The organism is Vibrio agarilyticus (genome assembly GCF_012641465.1).
GTDB lineage: Bacteria > Pseudomonadota > Gammaproteobacteria > Enterobacterales > Vibrionaceae > Vibrio > Vibrio agarilyticus.
The window spans coordinates 84,763-104,018 of record NZ_JABAIK010000008.1 but is presented as its reverse complement, the minus strand read 5'-3'; the positions used below and the strand labels follow the sequence as shown (position 1 = coordinate 104,018).

19 protein-coding genes are annotated in these 19,256 nt (G+C 49.2%); 11 read left to right on the top strand and 8 right to left on the bottom strand.

Annotation, left to right across the window (positions count from 1 at the left end):
• Positions 1-6 precede the first annotated feature (6 nt).
• The 3 genes from arsC to HGP28_RS09830 are packed head-to-tail and all read left to right on the top strand — an operon-like array spanning position 7 to position 1,413.
• Positions 7-372 (top strand): arsenate reductase (glutaredoxin), encoded by a 366-nt coding sequence (gene arsC / locus HGP28_RS09840; RefSeq protein WP_168836284.1) that lies wholly within the window; start codon positions 7-9, stop codon positions 370-372.
• Positions 369-956, top strand: a complete 588-nt coding sequence (wrbA, locus tag HGP28_RS09835; RefSeq protein ID WP_168836283.1) for an NAD(P)H:quinone oxidoreductase — start codon at positions 369-371, stop codon at positions 954-956. The genes arsC and wrbA overlap by 4 nt, the downstream gene beginning before the upstream one ends.
• A gap of 16 nt (positions 957-972) precedes the next feature.
• Positions 973-1,413, top strand: coding sequence for a DUF2069 domain-containing protein (locus tag HGP28_RS09830; protein ID WP_168836282.1), 441 nt, complete (start codon positions 973-975; stop codon positions 1,411-1,413).
• Positions 1,414-1,720: 307 nt separating this feature from the next.
• Here the strand turns inward: HGP28_RS09830 and HGP28_RS09825 are convergent, their stop codons facing one another.
• Entirely contained in the window at positions 1,721-2,872 is a 1,152-nt protein-coding gene (locus tag HGP28_RS09825) for a DUF2066 domain-containing protein (RefSeq protein ID WP_168836281.1), read from the bottom strand.
• 238 nt (positions 2,873-3,110) lie between these two features.
• Between HGP28_RS09825 and HGP28_RS09820 the strand changes: the two genes are divergently transcribed.
• Positions 3,111-4,382: a uracil-xanthine permease family protein gene (locus HGP28_RS09820; protein ID WP_168836280.1), complete on the top strand. Its 1,272-nt coding sequence runs from the start codon at positions 3,111-3,113 to the stop codon at positions 4,380-4,382.
• A gap of 135 nt (positions 4,383-4,517) precedes the next feature.
• Here HGP28_RS09820 and upp read toward each other — a convergent pair whose 3' ends face one another.
• Positions 4,518-5,144 (bottom strand): uracil phosphoribosyltransferase, encoded by a 627-nt coding sequence (gene upp, locus HGP28_RS09815; protein ID WP_168836383.1) that lies wholly within the window; start codon positions 5,142-5,144, stop codon positions 4,518-4,520.
• A gap of 320 nt (positions 5,145-5,464) precedes the next feature.
• On the opposite strand from upp, the gene purM reads away from it, so the two are divergent.
• The gene (purM, locus tag HGP28_RS09810) at positions 5,465-6,505 is read left to right on the top strand and encodes a phosphoribosylformylglycinamidine cyclo-ligase (protein WP_168836279.1); all 1,041 of its coding nucleotides are present in this window, start codon (positions 5,465-5,467) and stop codon (positions 6,503-6,505) included.
• Positions 6,506-6,667: 162 nt separating this feature from the next.
• Positions 6,668-7,315, top strand: a complete 648-nt coding sequence (purN, locus tag HGP28_RS09805) for a phosphoribosylglycinamide formyltransferase (RefSeq protein WP_168836382.1) — start codon at positions 6,668-6,670, stop codon at positions 7,313-7,315.
• Positions 7,316-7,331: 16 nt separating this feature from the next.
• Here purN and HGP28_RS09800 read toward each other — a convergent pair whose 3' ends face one another.
• Both HGP28_RS09800 and lpcA read right to left on the bottom strand, forming a co-directional pair.
• Positions 7,332-8,171 carry a class II glutamine amidotransferase gene (locus tag HGP28_RS09800; RefSeq protein WP_168836278.1) on the bottom strand — a complete coding sequence of 280 codons (840 nt, stop codon included), beginning with the start codon at positions 8,169-8,171 and terminating at the stop codon, positions 7,332-7,334.
• 143 nt (positions 8,172-8,314) lie between these two features.
• Positions 8,315-8,896, bottom strand: coding sequence for a D-sedoheptulose 7-phosphate isomerase (gene lpcA, locus HGP28_RS09795; protein ID WP_168836277.1), 582 nt, complete (start codon positions 8,894-8,896; stop codon positions 8,315-8,317).
• Between the two features lie 345 nt (positions 8,897-9,241).
• Here lpcA and fadE point away from each other — a divergent pair, with 345 nt between their 5' ends.
• On the top strand, positions 9,242-11,695 hold the full coding sequence (gene fadE, locus HGP28_RS09790; RefSeq protein WP_168836276.1) for an acyl-CoA dehydrogenase FadE: 2,454 nt from the start codon (positions 9,242-9,244) through the stop codon (positions 11,693-11,695).
• Positions 11,696-11,923: 228 nt separating this feature from the next.
• Here the strand turns inward: fadE and HGP28_RS09785 are convergent, their stop codons facing one another.
• Both HGP28_RS09785 and dnaQ read right to left on the bottom strand, forming a co-directional pair.
• A complete protein-coding gene (locus HGP28_RS09785) occupies positions 11,924-13,222 on the bottom strand; it encodes a TIGR03503 family protein (RefSeq protein WP_168836275.1) in 1,299 nt (432 codons plus the stop codon).
• A 17-nt stretch (positions 13,223-13,239) separates the two neighbouring features.
• Positions 13,240-13,974: a DNA polymerase III subunit epsilon gene (gene dnaQ, locus HGP28_RS09780; RefSeq protein WP_168836274.1), complete on the bottom strand. Its 735-nt coding sequence runs from the start codon at positions 13,972-13,974 to the stop codon at positions 13,240-13,242.
• 86 nt (positions 13,975-14,060) lie between these two features.
• Between dnaQ and rnhA the strand changes: the two genes are divergently transcribed.
• Positions 14,061-14,522: a ribonuclease HI gene (gene rnhA, locus HGP28_RS09775; RefSeq protein ID WP_168836273.1), complete on the top strand. Its 462-nt coding sequence runs from the start codon at positions 14,061-14,063 to the stop codon at positions 14,520-14,522.
• Here the strand turns inward: rnhA and HGP28_RS09770 are convergent.
• Positions 14,519-15,259: a class I SAM-dependent methyltransferase gene (locus HGP28_RS09770; protein ID WP_168836272.1), complete on the bottom strand. Its 741-nt coding sequence runs from the start codon at positions 15,257-15,259 to the stop codon at positions 14,519-14,521. The two genes, rnhA and HGP28_RS09770, sit on opposite strands and share 4 nt — an antisense overlap.
• A gap of 35 nt (positions 15,260-15,294) precedes the next feature.
• Here HGP28_RS09770 and gloB point away from each other — a divergent pair, with 35 nt between their 5' ends.
• The 3 genes from gloB (at position 15,295) to HGP28_RS09755 (ending at position 18,393) form a co-directional block, all read left to right on the top strand.
• Positions 15,295-16,053 carry a hydroxyacylglutathione hydrolase gene (gene gloB / locus HGP28_RS09765; RefSeq protein WP_168836271.1) on the top strand — a complete coding sequence of 253 codons (759 nt, stop codon included), beginning with the start codon at positions 15,295-15,297 and terminating at the stop codon, positions 16,051-16,053.
• 70 nt (positions 16,054-16,123) lie between these two features.
• Complete coding sequence (locus HGP28_RS09760) at positions 16,124-17,710, top strand: lytic transglycosylase (RefSeq protein ID WP_168836270.1); 1,587 nt, start codon at positions 16,124-16,126, stop codon at positions 17,708-17,710.
• The gene (locus HGP28_RS09755; protein ID WP_168836269.1) at positions 17,707-18,393 is read left to right on the top strand and encodes a YIP1 family protein; all 687 of its coding nucleotides are present in this window, start codon (positions 17,707-17,709) and stop codon (positions 18,391-18,393) included. Before HGP28_RS09760 ends, HGP28_RS09755 begins: the two co-directional genes overlap by 4 nt.
• On the opposite strand, the gene HGP28_RS09750 is transcribed toward HGP28_RS09755, so the two are convergent.
• Positions 18,380-19,249, bottom strand: coding sequence for an endonuclease/exonuclease/phosphatase family protein (locus tag HGP28_RS09750; protein ID WP_168836268.1), 870 nt, complete (start codon positions 19,247-19,249; stop codon positions 18,380-18,382). The two genes, HGP28_RS09755 and HGP28_RS09750, sit on opposite strands and share 14 nt — an antisense overlap.
• Between the last annotated feature and the right edge of the window lie 7 nt (positions 19,250-19,256).

Genomic DNA, 19,256 nt, shown 5'->3' with positions numbered 1-19,256 from the left:
TCTAATATGCCCGCTACTGAAGTGGTGATTTACCACAACCCACGCTGTTCAAAAAGCCGAGAAACTCTCGCACTTATCGAAGCGCAAGGCATCACGCCTCACATCATTAAATATCTCGAAACGCCATTGTCTGTGACAGCGCTGGAAACCCTCTATCGCCAACTCGGCTTTGACTCTGTTCGTCAAATGATGCGTACCAAAGAGGCAGATTATCGCGCGAACAATCTTGATGATGCCGCGTTAAGCGATGATCAACTTTTTCAAGCCATGGCTGACAACCCGAAACTGTTTGAGCGCCCAGTGGTTGTGGTCAATGACCAAGCTCGCATTGGCCGCCCACCTGAGTCCGTGCTTGAGATCCTTGGCGCATGAAGCCAATTACCATACTCGTGCTTTATCACTCGCGCCATGGCACCACGCGACAATTGGCGCGCCACATTGCTCGTGGCGTAGCCAGCGTGGCTGGGTGTGAGGCCATGCTGCGCAGTGTTGCGCCACTAGATAGCGAAGAAAGTGCCGATCCTGTAGCAAGCTTGCAAGATCTGGCTCAGTGCGATGGGCTGGCGATGGGAAGCCCAGTTTGGTTTGGCAATATGGCCGCGCCACTGAAACACTTTTGGGATCAAACCTCTGCGTTGTGGATTCAAGGCGCGCTCATCGACAAGCCGGCCTGTGTTTTTACCGCGTCAAGTTCGCTCCATGGCGGGCAAGAAAGTGCGCTACTGAGTATGATGCTGCCTCTGCTGCACCACGGCATGCTGCTGCTTGGTATTCCCTACAGCGAACCGGCGCTGCATCGCACCCAAACGGGCGGAACCCCTTACGGAGCAAGCTCCATTGCCGGCGCAAGCTCTGCGCCATTATCACTCAGCCATGATGAAGCTGAGTTAGCAAAAGCCTTAGGCGCGCGACTGGCAACGATTGCATCAAATCAAAAGCTAGCGTTGACGCCCTGATATAGGAGACGGCTTCATGACAACGCCCCCTTATTCCAGCTTTCCAGCACGCATTGCGGCGCTTATTGGCCATATCGGCCTGATGCTTTGGGTGGTGGTTTGGCAAAGCTGGCTTTCGCCTCATCCCCATCTCAATAGCACGGTAATGACGCTCCTATGGGTTGCGCCCCTGCTTATTCCACTGCACGGCATCGTAAAAGGAAAGCCCTACACTCATGCTTGGGCCAACTTCATTTTAATGATCTATTTTTTGCACGGACTGACGCTTGTGGTGCTCGATGAGGGAGAACGTTTACTGGCGGTTTGCGAGTTATTGCTAACCTCGCTCAGTTTTGTCGCCAACATTTTTTACGCGCGGCTGCGTGGTAGAGAGCTGAGTCTAAAACTACCGCGTTTGTCTCAGGTAGAAAAAGAAGAAGCGCAACGATTTGCGACAGAAGATAAAAGCGGTATTTAGGGTCTGTTGACCTTTCGTGCTGATTTTTGCAGCCGTTTGTGGGAAATGTCTACAAGACAGAGGCTTTAATGTGTAGTCAACCTACATGAAAAGCCGATAACGCAGTAGAAATGAAGCACAACGGCTGCCCGAAGGGTTCGGCTAAAATCGTTTTATGCTTTGTTAAGACGTCTTTGCTTAGAATGACTAAGCTGCAAACGCCTTGTCTCGCCTAAAACGATTTTTGCGCGAACAAAATTTAACCTCGAAAAGTCAACAGACCCTAAAAATAGACCCAAATATCAGCCGACATTTGGGTCTTTGAATATTATGGCGCTAACCACTCAAACACCAACGGGCCTGCGTTGGCCGTGGTGGGTACCGCAATGGTTTCTAACGCAACTGGCGTGACAAGGTTATCGTCTGCCGTCGCAATCGAGTCTAGCGCTGGGGTTGGGCCACTTACGCTGGCTTGAGGCGCGGCAAACTCGTCAATAAACCGTTGCAAACGAGGCAGTTGCGACATCTGCTGTTCAAACGCGGCGCGCTGCGCTAGCAAATGCACGCGAACCGTCAAATGATCACCTTGTATTTGCAAAATATCGAGCGCGGCAACGGAATTCAGCGCACTTAACGATTTTTCCAACGTGAAGAAGTCTAACGCGTTACGCACATTTAGGAACGTCACGTCCACCGACTCGGTCGACTCACTTGAAACAACCACCGCGTCTTTTTGAGCAAATTGGTTTGCTAACGCATCAATGACAGATAACGGCGCGTCAATACCACTTGCTACCCCTGTTAAAGGCGTCTCCATTGTCGCAGTCATCGCCGCCGGCGCCGCATCATACAGCGTCCAGCGCAAGGTATCGCCTTGCAAACGAACCAACAGCACGGCTTCAACCGGATAACGTTGGCTTGCCGCGCTTAATGGCGTAACAAACCCGCCCCAAAGATCGGCAATTTGAACGCCAGTAACATCATCAAAATCCCCAATCGGGAATGTCACTGGTACGCCGCGTTTTGCCGCTTCTTGACGCAGGCTCGCGGCAAATTCAGATGCGGTATGTTCCCACACTATTTGACGCTCAAATTGGTTTTCTTCCACCAGCCATACTAGAACGTTGCGACGCTCTGGTGCCCAAAATGGCAACTGAGCTTGGGTTAATAGCGCGCTGATTTGCTCCTGATTAAAGCGAAAATTGACCTGGGTCGCCCCATCATCAAGTTGGGTATAACTTAATTGCGACACATAACGCGCGCTGCCTGCCAATGCTTTAGCAATCACTGGGTTTTGGCTTGCACTCTTATCACCGGTGGTTCGAACAATCACCTGTTCAAGCGCCTGACGACGCGCCAACGCATCACCATCTTCTTGTTCACGATCAATCACAACGCTCACCCCATAAAGGTCAACGTGAGTCATAGCACTGCTGGTCCAAGCTAAACAGCTCAGAATAAATAGAGCGAGATAACGCATACTTTTCCTAATCGACCTGCTCGGGACGAGATGTATAGAGACCATCGATGATAAGCAACTATCCCATACCGAGCAAGCAATGACGCCAGTTTTATCCGAAAGTAACGGCCAAAAAACCACGTCAAGCGCTAATAGTGACATCTATCATTATGCTGGTTTTTTGATCCAATCCAAGCAAACGTTTTCGGTAAAGTGATAATATCCGGCGATTTTGCTTTGATTTTACTAGGGAGTTTGTATGAAACACGCATTACAAGGCGTACAAATGCTATTTGTCGCTTTCGGTGCTTTGGTGCTTGTACCACTACTGACGGGCCTTGACCCGAACGTAGCGCTATTTGGCGCAGGTGTGGGTACCTTGTTGTTCCAACTGGTCACACGCCGTAGTGTGCCGATTTTCTTGGCGTCTTCTTTCGCCTTTATTGCCCCCATTATGTATGGCGTACAGACATGGGGCGTTGCCTCTACCATGGGTGGCCTTATGGCCGCAGGTCTGGTGTATGTGATTTTGGGCGCCATTATCAAGGTGCGCGGCGTTGATTTCATTCACCGTCTACTGCCACCTGTCGTCGTGGGCCCAGTTATCATGGTGATTGGTCTTGGCCTAGCGCCTACCGCGGTGCACATGGCATTGGGTCGCACTGGCGATGGCGCAGTTCAAATTGTCGATGCCGATATCGCACTTTGGATCTCTGCCGCATCATTACTTGTGACTATTGCGATAAGTGTGTTTGCTAAAGGCATGCTAAAACTGCTCCCTATCTGCGGTGGTATTGTGACCGGCTACATTTTAAGCCTCTTTTTCGGCGTGGTTGACTTTACCCCTGTGCATAACGCAGCTTGGATTGCACTCCCCAACTTCACCATGCCTGAATTTAATATCAATGCGATTTTGTTCATGATCCCAGTTGCCATTGCACCTGCTGTAGAACACGTCGGTGACATGCTGGCAATCTCAAACGTCACGGGCAAAAACTACCTTAAGAAACCAGGTCTGCATCGCACCATTGCGGGCGACGGAATTGCCACTATGGCGGCAGCGTTTGTGGGCGCGCCACCGAATACCACCTATAGCGAAGTGACTGGCGCAGTTATGCTAACCAAAGCGTTCGACCCCAAAATCATGACTTGGGGCGCGATTACCGCCATCGTTTTAGCGCTGGTTGGTAAACTTGGCGCAGTATTGCTTACCATTCCACTGCCAGTTATGGGCGGCATTATGATTTTGCTCTTTGGTTCGATTGCGACCGTCGGTCTCAACACGCTGATCAAAAATCATGTCGATTTGCACAATGCACGTAATCTCGTGATTGTGGCTGTCACTTTGGTCTTTGGTATTGGCGGCATGGCCTTTGGCATCGGTGAATTTAGCCTGCAAGGCGTAAGCTTGTGCGGTATCGTGGCGATTTTGCTTAACTTAATTTTGCCAAATAATATGGGCGAAAATCACGTGGTTGATAACGCTCAAATGGAAGTCGATGAAATTGAAGAGACGCCAGCAACGCGTTAATTCATTAAATGTTCCACTTGAAGCTGCGCTGCGCCAAATTGGTCACAAAAAGCGCGACAATGTCAGGTGGAACGGGAATAAAAAAGGCTTGGTCAATTGACCAAGCCTTTTTTATTCCCAACGATGATGCTGCGATTATTTCGTACCGAAAATCTTATCGCCTGCGTCGCCAAGACCGGGAACGATATAACCTTTGTCATTCAATTTTTCATCGATAGACGCAGTGTAAAGTTCAACATCTGGGTGCGCTTTTTCAAGGGCATCAATACCTTCAGGCGCGGCAACCAAAACCAATACTTTAATCGACTTACAGCCTTTTTCTTTAAGCAAATCAATGGTCGCAATCATAGAGCCACCGGTTGCTAGCATTGGATCAACCACCAGCGCAATACGCTCTTCCATGTTTGATGCCAGTTTATTGAAGTAAGGTACTGGCTCTAGCGTTTCTTCATCACGGTAGATACCTACCACGCTGATACGTGCACTTGGCATATGCTCAAGAACGCCATCCATCATACCAAGACCCGCACGCAAAATTGGCACTACGGTGACTTTCTTGCCTTTAATTTGGTCGACTTCAACCGGACCATTCCAGCCATTGATTGTCACTTTTTCAGTTTCAAAATCAGCGGTTGCTTCATAAGTAAGTAGGCTGCCAACTTCAGTGGCTAACTCACGAAAACGCTTAGTGCTGATTTCACCCTCACGCATCAGACCTAATTTGTGTTTGACCAGCGGGTGTTTGACTTCAACAACTTTCATTTTCATCTCCGGCTCGTTGTTTCCTATCGATTCTACCGCTGCCATTGACCTTTGGTGCGCAAGTCGGCACATTGGGTTTATCGTCACTCAGTAGATCGATTCGAATAAAAGACTGTACTCACGCCACTTCGTGTTGCAGGTTTAGGTGGCGCGGGTAGAAATATATAAACTGCCCGATTATACACGAAATCCACCGCAAGTAACCGCTTGCGCTGTGGGGATTAGGATAAAAAAACTCGACGCAAACGTTTGCCCAAACGATTAAAGCCTTGTTAGAATAGCGCCGTTTCCTATCCAACCCAAAGATTGAGGACTTCTTCGTGAGCGGTAACAACTCTTCTCTCAGCTACAAAGACGCAGGTGTTGATATTGATGCGGGTAACGCATTGGTTGAACGTATCAAAGGCGCAGTAAAACGGACACGTCGCCCAGAAGTAATGGGCGGAATCGGTGGCTTTGGCGCATTGTGTGAGATCCCAACAAAATACCGCCACCCTGTGCTGGTTTCTGGCACGGACGGCGTTGGCACTAAGCTACGTTTGGCATTGGATATGAATAAACACGACACCATTGGTATCGACTTGGTCGCGATGTGTGTTAACGATTTGATTGTTCAAGGCGCCGAGCCGCTGTTTTTCTTAGATTACTACGCAACGGGTAAGTTGGATGTCGATACCGCAGCGGAAGTTGTCACGGGTATCGCTGAAGGCTGTTTGCAAGCAGGCTGTTCACTGATTGGTGGTGAAACGGCTGAAATGCCGGGCATGTACGAAGGCGATGACTACGACGTTGCTGGCTTTTGTGTTGGCGTGGTCGAAAAAGAGAACATCATTGACGGCAGCCAAGTCGCCGTAGGTGATGCTCTGATTGCCGTAGGTTCAAGTGGCCCGCACTCTAATGGCTATTCACTGGTTCGCAAAATCCTTGAAGTTTCAGGCGCAGACAAAAACCAAGAGTTGGCTGGACGCACCATTGGCGAACATCTCCTTGAACCGACCAAAATTTACATCAAATCTGCGCTTAAGATGATTGCTGAGCATGATATCCATGCGATTTCTCACATCACTGGCGGCGGTTTTTGGGAAAACATTCCTCGCGTACTGCCACAAGGCACCAAAGCTGTCGTAGATGGGAAGAGTTGGGAATGGCCAGTTATTTTCCAGTGGCTACAAGAGCAAGGCAATGTCGCGACTCGCGAAATGTACCGCACCTTTAACTGTGGTGTCGGTCTTATTGTTGCTCTGCCAAAAGATCAAGCCGACAGCGCTGTTGCTCTGCTGCAAGCCGAAGGCGAAACTGCATGGGTGATTGGTGAAATCGCCGCCGCCAATGAAGGCGAAGAGCAGGTTGAAATCCGCTAAGCGTTATAGTGATGCAACACTAACAGTGACAAAAATGAGGACTTCGGTCCTCATTTCATATTGTTCGGCATAAAGCTATACCCAAGACCCAAGTAACCTCAAGATGCATGGTTCAGTGAGAATGACTTGGGTATATACGCTCAAATCATGGATGAAAAAGCGATGAAAAATATTGTGGTGCTCATTTCCGGCAGTGGCTCCAATTTGCAAGCCATTATAGACGCATGCCACTCCCCTTCACTCTCTAAAATCTGCGCCGTATTCTCAAACAAAGCAAATGCGTATGGCCTAACGCGCGCCAAAGAGGCGGCCATACCGGCGCACTTTATCGACCCCAAAGCTTATGAGACTCGCGAGAACTTCGACCAAGCTCTAATGCATGCTATCGACGAGTATCAACCCGATATTGTGGTGCTCGCAGGCTATATGCGAATTTTGAGTCCTGAGTTTGTTCAGCGCTATGCAGGGCGTCTGGTAAATATCCATCCCTCGCTGTTACCACGCTACCCCGGTATTCATACACACCAGCGAGCGCTTGAAGCGGGTGATCGTGAGCATGGCGCGACCGTTCATTTCGTCACCGAGGAGCTTGATGGCGGTCCGGTGATTTTGCAAGCTCGCGTGCCGATTTTTGATGGCGATGACGAAGCGGCGCTCATCGCTCGAGTGCAGCACCAAGAGCATTTCATTTATCCCTTGGTGGTTAAATGGCTGGTCAGCGATAGGTTATCGATGCAGGATAATCGCGCTTATCTTGATGGCCAGTGTCTCGGGCCACAAGGCTATGCGGCCGACGAGTTAGACTTATAATCCGATTTGAGTCGGTTTATAAAGGCTGAGTTGGAGATTGATCGCGAGGCTTGGCCTCTGCAAAATCAACCGCGCTAAGACGGTCAACATTGGTCAGCTGACGTTGGCCAAAGTAGAACAGGTTGTACTCACCAGGCTTCATTCTTTGCCAAGCTTCATTGGCGGTCAGTGGTTGAGTGGCAATCACTGACACCACGTCATTGGGCGAGGTTTGCTCTTGAAAATTCACTTCCACATCTTCATCGAGCAATGTGGCGTGGCCAAACGGCGCTTTTCGAGTGAGCCAATACAGATGATTGGTGCAATAGGTCAAAAGATATTCACCATCGCTAAGCAGCATATTAAACACCCCCATCTCTTTGAGAGAGTCACAACAAGAAGCAATAAACTCAAACAAGATTGCGTTGTCGGGACGCGCATCAAATTGCAGCTCAAGCTGATTGAGTAACCAGCAAAACGCACGCTCACTGTCCGTTTGTCCAACGGGCTCAAATCGGCCGCACGCCAGGTTCTGAAAGTCGGTTAATTGCCCATTGTGAGCAAAAGTCCAATAGCGTCCCCATAACTCTCGAGTAAAAGGGTGCGTATTTTCCAAACTGACCCCACCCCGATTCGCTTGACGAATGTGGCTTATAACAGCGCAGCTTTTAATCGGATAATTTTGCACTAATTGAGCGATTTTAGAATCAAAGCTTGGGTTTGGATCTTTAAAGCTGCGACACCCTTTACCCTCGTAAAAGGTGATCCCCCAACCATCGCGATGAGGTCCTGTTCGGCCTCCGCGCTGCATTAACCCGGTGAAGCTAAAACAAATATCGGTAGGTACGTTTGCGCTCATACCAAGTAATTCACACATGTTACCGCCTCCATGCAAATAGAATGATGTGATCGCAACCTTAAAGCCAACTGCGACAAGGCAATATGCCCGTTATACCTGTCCCACGGTTGTGGTGGTTTAATCAAAACAGCGCCACCTAGGACGCTGAGAACTCGCTCGCGTTATGCGTCTGCCATCTCTTTTTCGATCAACTGAATGATGATGTGGATGATTTTGATATGAACCTCTTGAATACGATCCGCATAACCAAAATGCGGAACGCGAATCTCGATATCGGCCAACCCTGCCATTTGACCGCCATCTTTACCGGTTAATGCGATGGTACGCATTCCTTTCGCTTTAGCCGCTTCAATCGCTTTAAGAATGTTGCCAGAATTACCCGATGTAGATAAACCAAACAGAACATCCCCTTCACGGCCCACCGCTTCAACGTAGCGTGAAAATACATATTCATAACCAAAATCATTACTGACGCATGAAAGATGACTCGGATCGGAAATGGCGATGCCAGCAAAACCGGGACGATTTTCACGATAACGTCCGGTGAGCTCTTCAGCAAAATGCATCGCATCACAGTGTGAGCCACCATTACCACAAGAAAGCACTTTACCGCCCGCTTTAAACGAATCGGCGATCATTTTCGCGGCAAACTCAATTTGCTGCAGATTGTGCTCATCGCTTAAAAAGGCATTTAGCACTTGCGCGGCTTCGTTTAACTCACTTCGAATTAGATCTTGGTACATATCGGTTCTCTTTGTTATTGAACAACCACAAACGATTGTTCTCCCCCAGTCATATGATTTTGATTCTACCTGCAAAGCCAAATTAGTGTCGATACATCAAGGCAAGAAAAGCCGCATCCAGCTCACACCCATTCTCGGTTAGTCAGCCAAAACTGCCCGCAACATCTCAAATTTGATAGCGGCAGAAGGGTGAACCTCTCAAATGTTAATTTCAATTTTACATTTCATTAATAAATGATTTACAGTTACATTAACTGGTTTGACCTCTTACCATTAATGCAAATACCCAAACAACTTGGCGTTGCTGATTTTAAGCCGGCGGGTATAACAAGAAGGACATTGATTATGACAACGCTACTGTCAGCTCTCACAATGATAGTGCTCTGGGCTATCACCCTATATCACCGCGCCTCTTTACGCATAACACTAGGGGTGTTAAGCATCGCTATGATTGCGCTCAGCGTGATAGGCGCCGTTGGCTTAATCAGTTGGTCACTCTTTATCGCCGTCGTCGCGCTCTCCGCCATTCCCGCCATTCGACAACATGTCATCTCAGGTCGCGCTCTTAACGCATTTCGCCGCGTACTCCCAGCCATGTCAGAAACCGAAAAGACCGCTCTTGAGGCTGGCACGGTGTGGTGGGAAGCCGAGCTATTTGGCGGCAAGCCCAACTGGCAACGATTGCATAACATAAAAGCACCGCAGCTGAGCCAAGAAGAACGCGCATTTCTTGATGGACCTGTGAATGAAGTGTGCGCCATGGTGAACGACTATCAAGTCACTCATGAGTTGGCCGATTTGCCTGAGGAAGTCTGGCGCTACCTCAAACAGCACGGCTTTTTTGCCATGATCATCGACAAGCGTTACGGCGGCTTGGGATTTTCCGCCTATGCGCAATCTCTGGTACTGCAAAAACTCACGGGTGTATCAAGCGTGCTGTCATCTACGGTGGGTGTGCCCAACTCCCTAGGCCCTGGTGAGCTACTGCAGCACTATGGCACTGACGAACAAAAGCAATATTACCTACCACGACTGGCCAAAGGCGACGAAATTCCTTGCTTTGCGCTCACCAGCCCAGAGGCGGGCTCTGATGCTGGTGCCATTCCCGATTTTGGCGTGGTATGTCGCGGGCAATGGCAAGGAACAGAGATCATTGGTATGAAGCTGACGTGGAATAAACGCTACATTACCCTTGCTCCTGTGGCGACCGTTCTTGGGTTGGCGTTTAAACTGCGCGACCCGGATGGGCTATTGGGCGATACTGAAGAACTTGGCATGACATGCGCGCTGATCCCAACTCATTTAGAGGGGGTCAAAATTGGTCGCCGCCACTTCCCCCTTAATGTGCCATTCCAAAATGGCCCGACCCAAGCATCAGAGCTCTTCGTGCCGCTCGATTTTATTATCGGCGGAGCAAAAATGGCCGGACAAGGCTGGCGTATGCTCGTTGAATGCCTTTCGGTTGGTCGTGGGATCACTCTGCCTTCAAACACCACTGGCGGGCTAAAAACCGCCGCGCTATCGACAGGCGCTTACGCTCGAATTCGTCGTCAATTTAAGCAGCCAATTGGCCAGATGGAGGGCGTTGAAGCGCCGCTGGCGCGTATCGGCGGCAATGCCTATGTGATGGACGCAGCAACACAGTTAACAGTAACTGCGATTGATCTGGGTGAAAAACCCTCGGTAATTTCCGCAATCGTAAAATATCACTGCACTCATAGAGGCCAGCGCGGGATCATTGATGCAATGGACGTGGTGGGCGGTAAAGGCATTTGCCTTGGTCCGAGCAATTTCCTTGGCCGTGGTTATCAAGGCGCGCCGATTGCCATCACAGTTGAAGGGGCGAATATTCTGACTCGCTCGATGATCATCTTTGGTCAAGGTGCGATTCGCTGCCATCCTTATGTATTGCGCGAGATGCACGCTGCGCATAGCACGAGCGAAGACGCGATTAGCCAATTTGACCAAGCTCTTGCCGGGCACATCCACTTTGCGGCCAGTAATGTTATTCGCTCATTTTGGCTCAGCCTAACCGATGGGCGCGGCTCATTCAGTCCAACGTCCGATACCACGCAGCGTTATTACCAGCAGCTCAATCGCTACAGTGCCAATTTAGCACTGCTTTCCGATGTGGCGATGGCCGTCATGGGCGGCGCATTAAAACGCAAAGAACGCATTTCTGCTCGCTTAGGCGATGTGCTAAGTCAGCTCTACCTTGCTTCTGCAACGCTCAAACGTTTTGAAGACGATGGTCGGCCGGCCGAAGATTTACCACTGCTGGATTGGGGCTTGCAAGACGCGCTACTTCAAATTGAACTGGCGCTTGATGAGTTGCTCAATAACTTCCCTAATCGTGCGGTTGCTTGGGCGCTTCGCCGCCTAATTCTGCCATGGGGTCGTGTGCGCCAAACCCCAAGTGATAAGCTTGACAGTCAAGTTGCGCAAATTTTGCAAACTCCAAGCGCCACACGTAACCGTCTTGGCCGTGAACAGTACTGGCAACCGACTGAATTCAATAATGCAGGAAAAATAGAACTGGCATTGAGCGTGATTTTGCAAGCCGAGCCTCTGTTTGACAAAGTCTGCAAGATCCAAGGACGCCGACGCGCCTTCATTCATTTAGACAAGGTAGCGGATGAAGGCATTGAAGCGGGTATTTTGACCCAAGAAGAGGCGGCTATCTTGCATGAAGCAGAAGTTCATCGGTTGGCCACCATCAATGTCGATGATTTTGAACCACAAGAGCTGGCGGCGCGACCAGTCAATACCATACCAAACCAGCTACAAACCGCTGAGTAACGCGAAAGCGATGCTGGGTTCAGCAGGTTAACCGACACGAGTGTGGCGATATTCAACTTGATAATCGCCGCGCTTGCGTCTCGGCTCTATACCCAAACAACTTGAAGATGCAGGTGGGCGACCAGCGAGCAAAGCCTCTGAGCACTTCGTGAACATAGATAAACTATGTGATGAGGTTTGTGAGTGCCCGTCAACACCGCTGCAACTTCAAGTAGGACAGGTATAAGACTATTTTTTGAGTGTCAACTGCATTTCTGGTTGTGCTGCTTTACGCGCTTGCCACTTGCGCCAGCATAACCACAGCGCTGCGCACAGCAAGATCACCGCAAAATTTCCAAGCAGGATCACGATGAGACTGCGTGTTCGCTTATCTTCTCGCGCCTCAAGTGTCGCCTGTTGAAGGCGTCGCTCTTGTTCCAGCGCGATTTGTGCCAACCGTTCTTGCTGCGCTTTGGCTAAATCCACCTCTTCTACCACACTGTAAGTTTGCTCTGAGATGGGAAACATTAATGGTCGCCCTGAAGAGGCTTCAGTGGCAAACACCTGACCAGACCATGCATATTGGCCATTATCGGTGTTATTGGGCAGGCTCACTTGCACCTTTTGCCGTTCCGCTTCGGCCTGACCTTGCCCTTGATAGCGGTGAGTTTCAGGCCCTTGATGCACCACATCCACCAACAAAGACCCTGGTGCGACCATTGCTGGCTCTCCAGATACAATCACTTTGTGCTCTTGCTCAGCCGTGCGCGCTTGAATAAAGGTTGTCGTGATGGGCGCAGGATAGACTAAAACTTCTTGCTCTTGCGCGCGCAAAAAGACGCCGTTACCCGAGACAACCTGAGCGCGATATTTCCCCGGCGCAACATCTAGCGATAAACGCACGGTAAAGACCCCGTCACCGGCTTTCTCATCGAGATCTTGACCGTCATCGCGAAACTCACCCAGCACCAACGGAATGGGGCGCGCTTCTTTTACCAAACTCGATTCGTTCTCAACAAATTTGGTGAGGGTAATTTTAAGCGTGACGCGGTCGAGAAAATCACGCAATACCAAAGGCTCGCCGTTAGAAGTCAAGCGGGCATTAAATTTTAGTTGCTCACTTTGGTACAAGCGCAGCGGTAACGTATCTGTGGTTAGAGCCAGATGAGAAATGAGTTTAACATTATTTTTTGGCGTCACTTTGCCAATCGCTTGCCATGGGCCGGGCATAGGATCATCAATTGAAATAATATCAACCGCCGATTCTTGATGCCAACGCACACCATCAGATGCTTTCCAAGCGTAATATTTTTCCCCATCGGGACGAACCAATACCACAGGAGAAGAGGCTTCTTCTCGATAAATGACAAAAGTGATCTGTTCGATACTGGGATCGACGCGAAAGCGGTTATCGAGCAACGAGACGCTGGAAGCCACTTGCGCCCACGCAACATGACTCGCACTCAAAAACACTCCGATGACACACAGCAGAACAGCCAAAACGCGCCCTATTTGTGTTTTTGTATTGATATATTTGGCTGTTGTCATTCGCCTATGCCGCCTCTTTAATGAACGTCTCCAAACCAAAGCGGCGCTTTCATCATTTCAAGACGCTTTTGGTGTGCTGCTTCTTCATCGGCCGATGCAAGCAACACTTTAAGTGCTTTGCGCGATTGTGTGACGCGGCGAATGCCCTCAGCCCCACCCGCTTGGCGATCACCACTAAATTCAAGTGACGTTTGCCCACCCGTCATCAGTAGGTATACGTCGGCTAAGATCTCCGCATCGAGCAAAGCGCCATGGAGTGTACGATGTGAGTTATCAATACCATAGCGCTCACACAACACATCAAGGTTATTACGCTTGCCCGGAAAGATTTTTTTCGCCATTGCCAAGGTATCGGTGACATGACAAAAGTCATCGGTTTTACCAATATTGGCGTCAAGCATCGCAAATTCGTGGTCCATAAAACCGACGTCAAACGGCGCGTTATGAGCCACCAGCTCAGCCCCTCGAATGAAGTCTAAAAACTCTTGATGTACCTCTGCGTAAATGGGCTTATCGACCAAAAATTCATCGGTAATACCATGCACTTCCACCGCTTCGTCTTGAATCGAGCGATCAGGTTTGAGGTAGACGTGAAAATGTCGTCCCGTCAGCTTACGATTGATGATTTCAACCGCCCCGATTTCAATAATGCGGTGGCCTTGATAATGCGGGCCCCCTTCTCGGTTCATACCTGTGGTTTCGGTATCGAGCACGACAATGCGGCTGTATTCTGAATTGTTGCTGGTATTCATAAATTTATGTGTCAGACTATTCCAAAGTTTTGAGGCGACTCAATACGAGTTCCCTCCATCATACCAAAAAACACACAGCAAACGACATGACAAAACACGTTGAAATTTTCACTGATGGCTCATGCCTTGGGAATCCGGGGCCGGGCGGCTATGGCGTCGTACTGCGCTATAAGCAGACTGAAAAGACATTAGCCAAAGGGTATCGCCTCACCACCAATAATCGCATGGAGATGATGGCGGCGGTTGTCGCTCTGCAAACGCTAAAAGAATCGTGTCATGTGACGCTCACTACTGACAGTCAATATGTACGACAAGGGATCACCCAGTGGATCCACAACTGGAAAAAACGGGGCTGGAAAACCGCAGACAAAAAACCTGTCAAAAATGCTGACTTATGGCAAGCGCTTGATAAAGAGAGCCAACGCCATCAAATTGACTGGCGCTGGGTTAAAGGTCATGCAGGGCACCGCGAAAATGAAATGTGCGACGAGCTGGCTCGCTCTGCCGCTGAGCACCCAACAGAAGACGATACGGGTTATCAACCTTAACGCATCGTGCGGCGGCAACCTTCACGGTTCATCACACCAACGGGCGAAAAGCGGCGTTTAAATCGCCAGTGAGGCTTGATGGGTTTTAGCGGGTAGGTACGCTTCCGTGCCACCATAAAATAGAAACTGCCCGCGCCTGAGGCCCAGCCACCGACACTGTTTTCTAGCCAAGTCCACATGGTGTGATAGCGCTGATAAGGAAAAAGAGCGTACTGATCGCAATGAATCACTTGATAATTGAGCACGCCTAACCAATCTTTGATTCGGTTTGGTGTAAACATTCTCCCACTCCATGGCAATGCGTGTTTACGCCAAGGCATGATGCTACTAAGGCCAATTAAGCTGAGTGGGTTAAAGCCTGTCAGGATCAAGTGGCCATCGTCCATCATCACTCGGTCCACTTCACGCAATAGCCGGTGAGGATCGCTACAATATTCAAGCTGATGCGCCAGAACAACCGCATCAAAGCTTTTTTCAACAAAAGGCAATTCATAGCGATCAGCAATGACGCTTGCAAACGGATGGCCAAAATCAACATTCACCTGGTGTTGAATGTTGCAACAACAGCTGGTCAACTCACAGCTCAAGCCGCCAAGCTTAAGCATATGATAGCCAAATAAACGTGGGCACCATTCGTCAAGCCGCGTTTGAATCGAATCCTGCATCCAAGGCCCATTATGCATCTCGACCCATGCTTGCGGATGTTGTATGTTCTTACTACTGAGTGCTGGCTTCATTCACCACCTAATCTTAGGTAACTGGAGTATTAATCGTGTTACAGATCAAAAGCATACCCGCATTTAATGATAATTACATCTGGCTTATTGAAAACCATGATGGCCGCTGTGCGGTCGTTGACCCTGGGGATGCCAAACCGGTCTTAGAGTATATTCAACAGCATGAATTAACTTTAGAGGCGATTTTCATCACGCACCACCATAACGATCACATTGGTGGTGTTCCCGATTTAGTGCGCGCCTATCCAGATGTCGATGTGGTCGGTCCCAAAGCAGAACCGATCCCAACACTCACCCACCCTATTGAAGATGGCGACCAAATCTCACTGTTTGATGAGACATTTTTGGTGATTGGACTGCCCGGCCACACACTCGGACATGTTGCCTATGTTGGCGATGGCAAATTATTTTGTGGTGATACGCTGTTTTCTGCCGGATGCGGTCGCGTGTTTGAAGGCACCTATCAGCAAATGTACGACTCACTGGCCAAACTCGCGCGTTTACCTCAAGAAACCGAAGTCTACTGCGCACACGAATACACCTTAAGCAACTTAGCTTTTGCCCTTGCCGTCGAGCCCAATAATGGTCACTTACAGCAGTATCGCGACGATGTTAATCGTTTACGTGGGCTAAATTTGCCCAGTTTGCCGTCAACTTTGCGTCAAGAAAAGCTCATTAACCCGTTTTTGCGTCTCGACCAGCCAGAAGTCATCCAATCAACAAATCAACGCACTGTAAATAGCGATCCACTCTCGATTTTTACAGCTTTACGTGAGTGGAAAAACGAATTTTAACCATCATGGGGTTGTGTCAAAGTTAGTCAGGCCATATTATCGGCAGCCTAGAGTTATATAGGCGGACCCCATGCGTTTAAAGTACAGCTGGGTGTTGGCGTTTATGCTCGCTGGATGCCAACTCAACCAGCCTCCAAGCAGTACCGACACCACACCTGAAACAAATCAACCCCCTGAAAAATCGACGGTTTCCGAGGTTGTTAAACCAAGCAAACCGGAACCAAGCAAAGTTGCAGAGCAACCCATTCCTGTGCCAAAAGTTATCACGCCACAAGAGCAAGATGATGTATGGCAACGCATTGCAATGCAATTGGAGATGTCGATTCCGAAGCATAAAAAAGTTGATTACTACCGCACTTGGTACTTAAAACATCCCGGTCATTTAAAAACGGTATCGGAACGTGCAAAACCGTTTCTTTACTTAATCACCGAGCGCATTGAAGCGCGTGGACTGCCGCTGGAATTGGCACTGTTGCCAATTGTCGAAAGCTCTTTTGATCCCTTTGCCTACTCTCACGGCAGTGCATCGGGTCTATGGCAATTTGTCTCTGCGACCGGAAAAATGTACGGTCTTGACCAAAGCTACTGGTATGACGGCCGTCGTGACGTGCTTGCCGCAACGGATGCTGCGTTGGATTTTCTGACCGATCTTAACGAGCGGTTCGATGGCAACTGGCATCACGCTATTGCGGCATACAACAGCGGTGGTGGGCGAGTTTCCAGTGCCATTCGTAAAAACCGCAAAGCGGGTAAAGCGATCGATTTCTTCTCTTTGGATTTGCCAAAAGAGACCAGCAGCTACGTGCCTAAATTACTCGCACTGGCGGATATCGTAAAAAATCAAAAGAAATACGGCATTGATATTCCTTTGATTGCCAACGAGCCCGTCTTAGTTTCTGTCGATCCTAAAGAGCAGCTTGATCTTGCCATTGCCGCTCAATACGCCGGCATTGAGACTAAAACGCTACAAGGGTACAACCCAGCGTATAACCAATGGTCAACCGCTCCCGAAGGGCCGCATCAATTGCTTATTCCAGTGGAGAGCCAAGCGCGGTTCATGACAGAGCTTGAGGCTAATCGGGGTAAAGGGGTCAAGCTAGTACGTTATAAAGTGAAATCAGGCGACGCGATTAGTTTGCTTGCTAAACGCTTTAATACCACCAGCGAATTGATCCGCAAAGCCAATGGATTGAGTAATAACACGATTCAAGCAGGCAAATATCTGCTGATCCCAAATTCAGTTCAAAGTGACAGTGATTATGCTCTCACGGCGAACAATCGCCTCGAAAAGACACAAACTCAAGCACGAGGCGAAATCAAACTGAGCCATGTGGTGAAGTCGGGCGATAGCCTTTGGAGCATAGCCAAAGCCAACAAAGTGTCGCACCAATCTCTCGCTAAATGGAATGGGATGGGACCAAAAGATACCTTGCGCATTGGCCAAAAGCTGGTGATTTGGAAGAAGAGCACAGACGGCGCGGTGATCCGCACCGTGTTCTACAAAGTGCGCAGTGGTGACACCATCAGCCACATTGCCTCGAAATTTAAAGTAAAAGGAAACGATATTGTGCAGTGGAACTCACTACACAATCAGAAGTACCTGAAACCTGGGCAGCAGCTTAAACTGTACGTCGATGTGACTAAGGTCAGTGTATGACGGCTTCGCGTAACCCTCTCGTCCTGGTGCTCGATATCTTTCGAGCGCCCAGTGCCAGCTTTATCGCGCTACACCAACATGGAAGTTGGGGTTGGCAACCGTTCATTTTATTGATGATAAGCCCGTTTCTTTTTTGGGGGGCTTATTTTTCCAGCGTTAACTTTGACTGGTTAAGTGGTATTTTACTCAGTGACGCAGCGCAATTAAACTCAGAGCAAGCCGCATTGCTTACGCCTGAAACGTTGATGGTGGTTGAAATTATTAACGACATCACGGCACGCGTCATGACACTACTCATGCTTGCCCTCTGGTTTATGTTGGCAACACGAGCTAGCCAAGCACACGGTTTTTGGAAATGGTTTGCCGCTGCCAGCGTGATGCTGTTTCCTGCGGTACTTGGGGATTTTGCCAGTTACGCAAGCCTTACGCTAAATCAAAATGCGGTGGTTAGCTACGCGGCGGATCTTAACAGCCTCAACGGCCTGTTAAAGTTGCCTCTGAGCCACCCTTGGTCGGGTTGGGCCAGCGCCTTTCCCCTATTGCTACCTTGGTACATTGTGTTAGGTTATGCGGCCGTTTTGACATGGACGCCGCTTGAACGAGGTCAGGCATTGGTTATCGCCAGCCTACCTTGGCTCAGTTACTTCATTATCTGGGCGCTAGTGATTCTTATTGCTCACTAAGGCTTGGTAGCAAAAATCGAGCAGAAAGAGGGTTGTGATCCGATGCATCTGTCTCAGTGACTTGAGCCGATTGCAAAATCAACCCTCGATAAAACAGATGATCAAGCGGCAATCCTGTGACAAACTCAGTGCGCAGGTCTGGTGAAAACATGACTTCTTGTACGCCAAGACTCTGCAGCGCCGCGCGCATCGTCGCCATTCTTGTCTCACTCCAACTGTTAAAATCCCCAGCAATTATTAATGGACCTTGGTGCGCTGCGACCGCTTGGGCGAGCGTATCGAGCTGATTCTGATATTCCGCCACCCCTAAGGTAAAATTGACTGCATGCAAATTGACTGTTGCAAGAGTTTGACCATTGGAGAGCGGGTACGTGGCATAGATGCCCGATTTCGGCAGTTGTAACCAAGGCTCTTTTTCGACATATCCGCAAGCACGAGTGGGCAATACTTTGGCAAGATTCAACACGCCAGAGGCCTCATCAAACGCTTTAAACGCATTCACTTGATTACCATTCCAGCCGTTGCTTTCTATCCACTGCTTGAGAGTGGCATCTAATCGCGCCTCTTGCAGCAACAGAAGCTGAGCTTGTGCACTCAACTCTTCAAGTTCTTTTTGCCAATTTGCTCGGTTTTGTTTGTAGATGTTCCATACCAAAACGCTCAAAACGCCTTGATTATCGATAGGTTGCACGCCGCTTGAATCAAAACAGCGCAGTTCTTGCTGCGTTTGGGTCGGAGTCAGTTGCGGTGATATGGTGGTGAGCTCTGGCGTATCGGAGACGGAAAAAATCGTCGAAAATGATCCCAGTGCTAACGCAACAATCCCGAATAGAATGACAATAAGTTTCTTTTTCATACGATAA

Excerpts from the sequence above, each read along its gene's own strand:
- arsC (WP_168836284.1), top strand. The coding sequence starts at position 7 with ATGCCCGCTACTGAAGTGGTGATTTACCACAACCCACGCTGTTCAAAA.
- wrbA (WP_168836283.1), top strand. The coding sequence starts at position 369 with ATGAAGCCAATTACCATACTCGTGCTTTATCACTCGCGCCATGGCACC.
- HGP28_RS09830 (WP_168836282.1), top strand. The coding sequence starts at position 973 with ATGACAACGCCCCCTTATTCCAGCTTTCCAGCACGCATTGCGGCGCTT.
- HGP28_RS09825 (WP_168836281.1), bottom strand. The coding sequence starts at position 2,872 with ATGCGTTATCTCGCTCTATTTATTCTGAGCTGTTTAGCTTGGACCAGC.
- HGP28_RS09820 (WP_168836280.1), top strand. The coding sequence starts at position 3,111 with ATGAAACACGCATTACAAGGCGTACAAATGCTATTTGTCGCTTTCGGT.
- upp (WP_168836383.1), bottom strand. The coding sequence starts at position 5,144 with ATGAAAGTTGTTGAAGTCAAACACCCGCTGGTCAAACACAAATTAGGT.
- purN (WP_168836382.1), top strand. The coding sequence starts at position 6,668 with ATGAAAAATATTGTGGTGCTCATTTCCGGCAGTGGCTCCAATTTGCAA.
- HGP28_RS09800 (WP_168836278.1), bottom strand. The coding sequence starts at position 8,171 with ATGTGTGAATTACTTGGTATGAGCGCAAACGTACCTACCGATATTTGT.
- lpcA (WP_168836277.1), bottom strand. The coding sequence starts at position 8,896 with ATGTACCAAGATCTAATTCGAAGTGAGTTAAACGAAGCCGCGCAAGTG.
- fadE (WP_168836276.1), top strand. The coding sequence starts at position 9,242 with ATGACAACGCTACTGTCAGCTCTCACAATGATAGTGCTCTGGGCTATC.
- HGP28_RS09785 (WP_168836275.1), bottom strand. The coding sequence starts at position 13,222 with ATGACAACAGCCAAATATATCAATACAAAAACACAAATAGGGCGCGTT.
- dnaQ (WP_168836274.1), bottom strand. The coding sequence starts at position 13,974 with ATGAATACCAGCAACAATTCAGAATACAGCCGCATTGTCGTGCTCGAT.
- rnhA (WP_168836273.1), top strand. The coding sequence starts at position 14,061 with ATGACAAAACACGTTGAAATTTTCACTGATGGCTCATGCCTTGGGAAT.
- HGP28_RS09770 (WP_168836272.1), bottom strand. The coding sequence starts at position 15,259 with ATGAAGCCAGCACTCAGTAGTAAGAACATACAACATCCGCAAGCATGG.
- HGP28_RS09760 (WP_168836270.1), top strand. The coding sequence starts at position 16,124 with ATGCGTTTAAAGTACAGCTGGGTGTTGGCGTTTATGCTCGCTGGATGC.
- HGP28_RS09755 (WP_168836269.1), top strand. The coding sequence starts at position 17,707 with ATGACGGCTTCGCGTAACCCTCTCGTCCTGGTGCTCGATATCTTTCGA.
- HGP28_RS09750 (WP_168836268.1), bottom strand. The coding sequence starts at position 19,249 with ATGAAAAAGAAACTTATTGTCATTCTATTCGGGATTGTTGCGTTAGCA.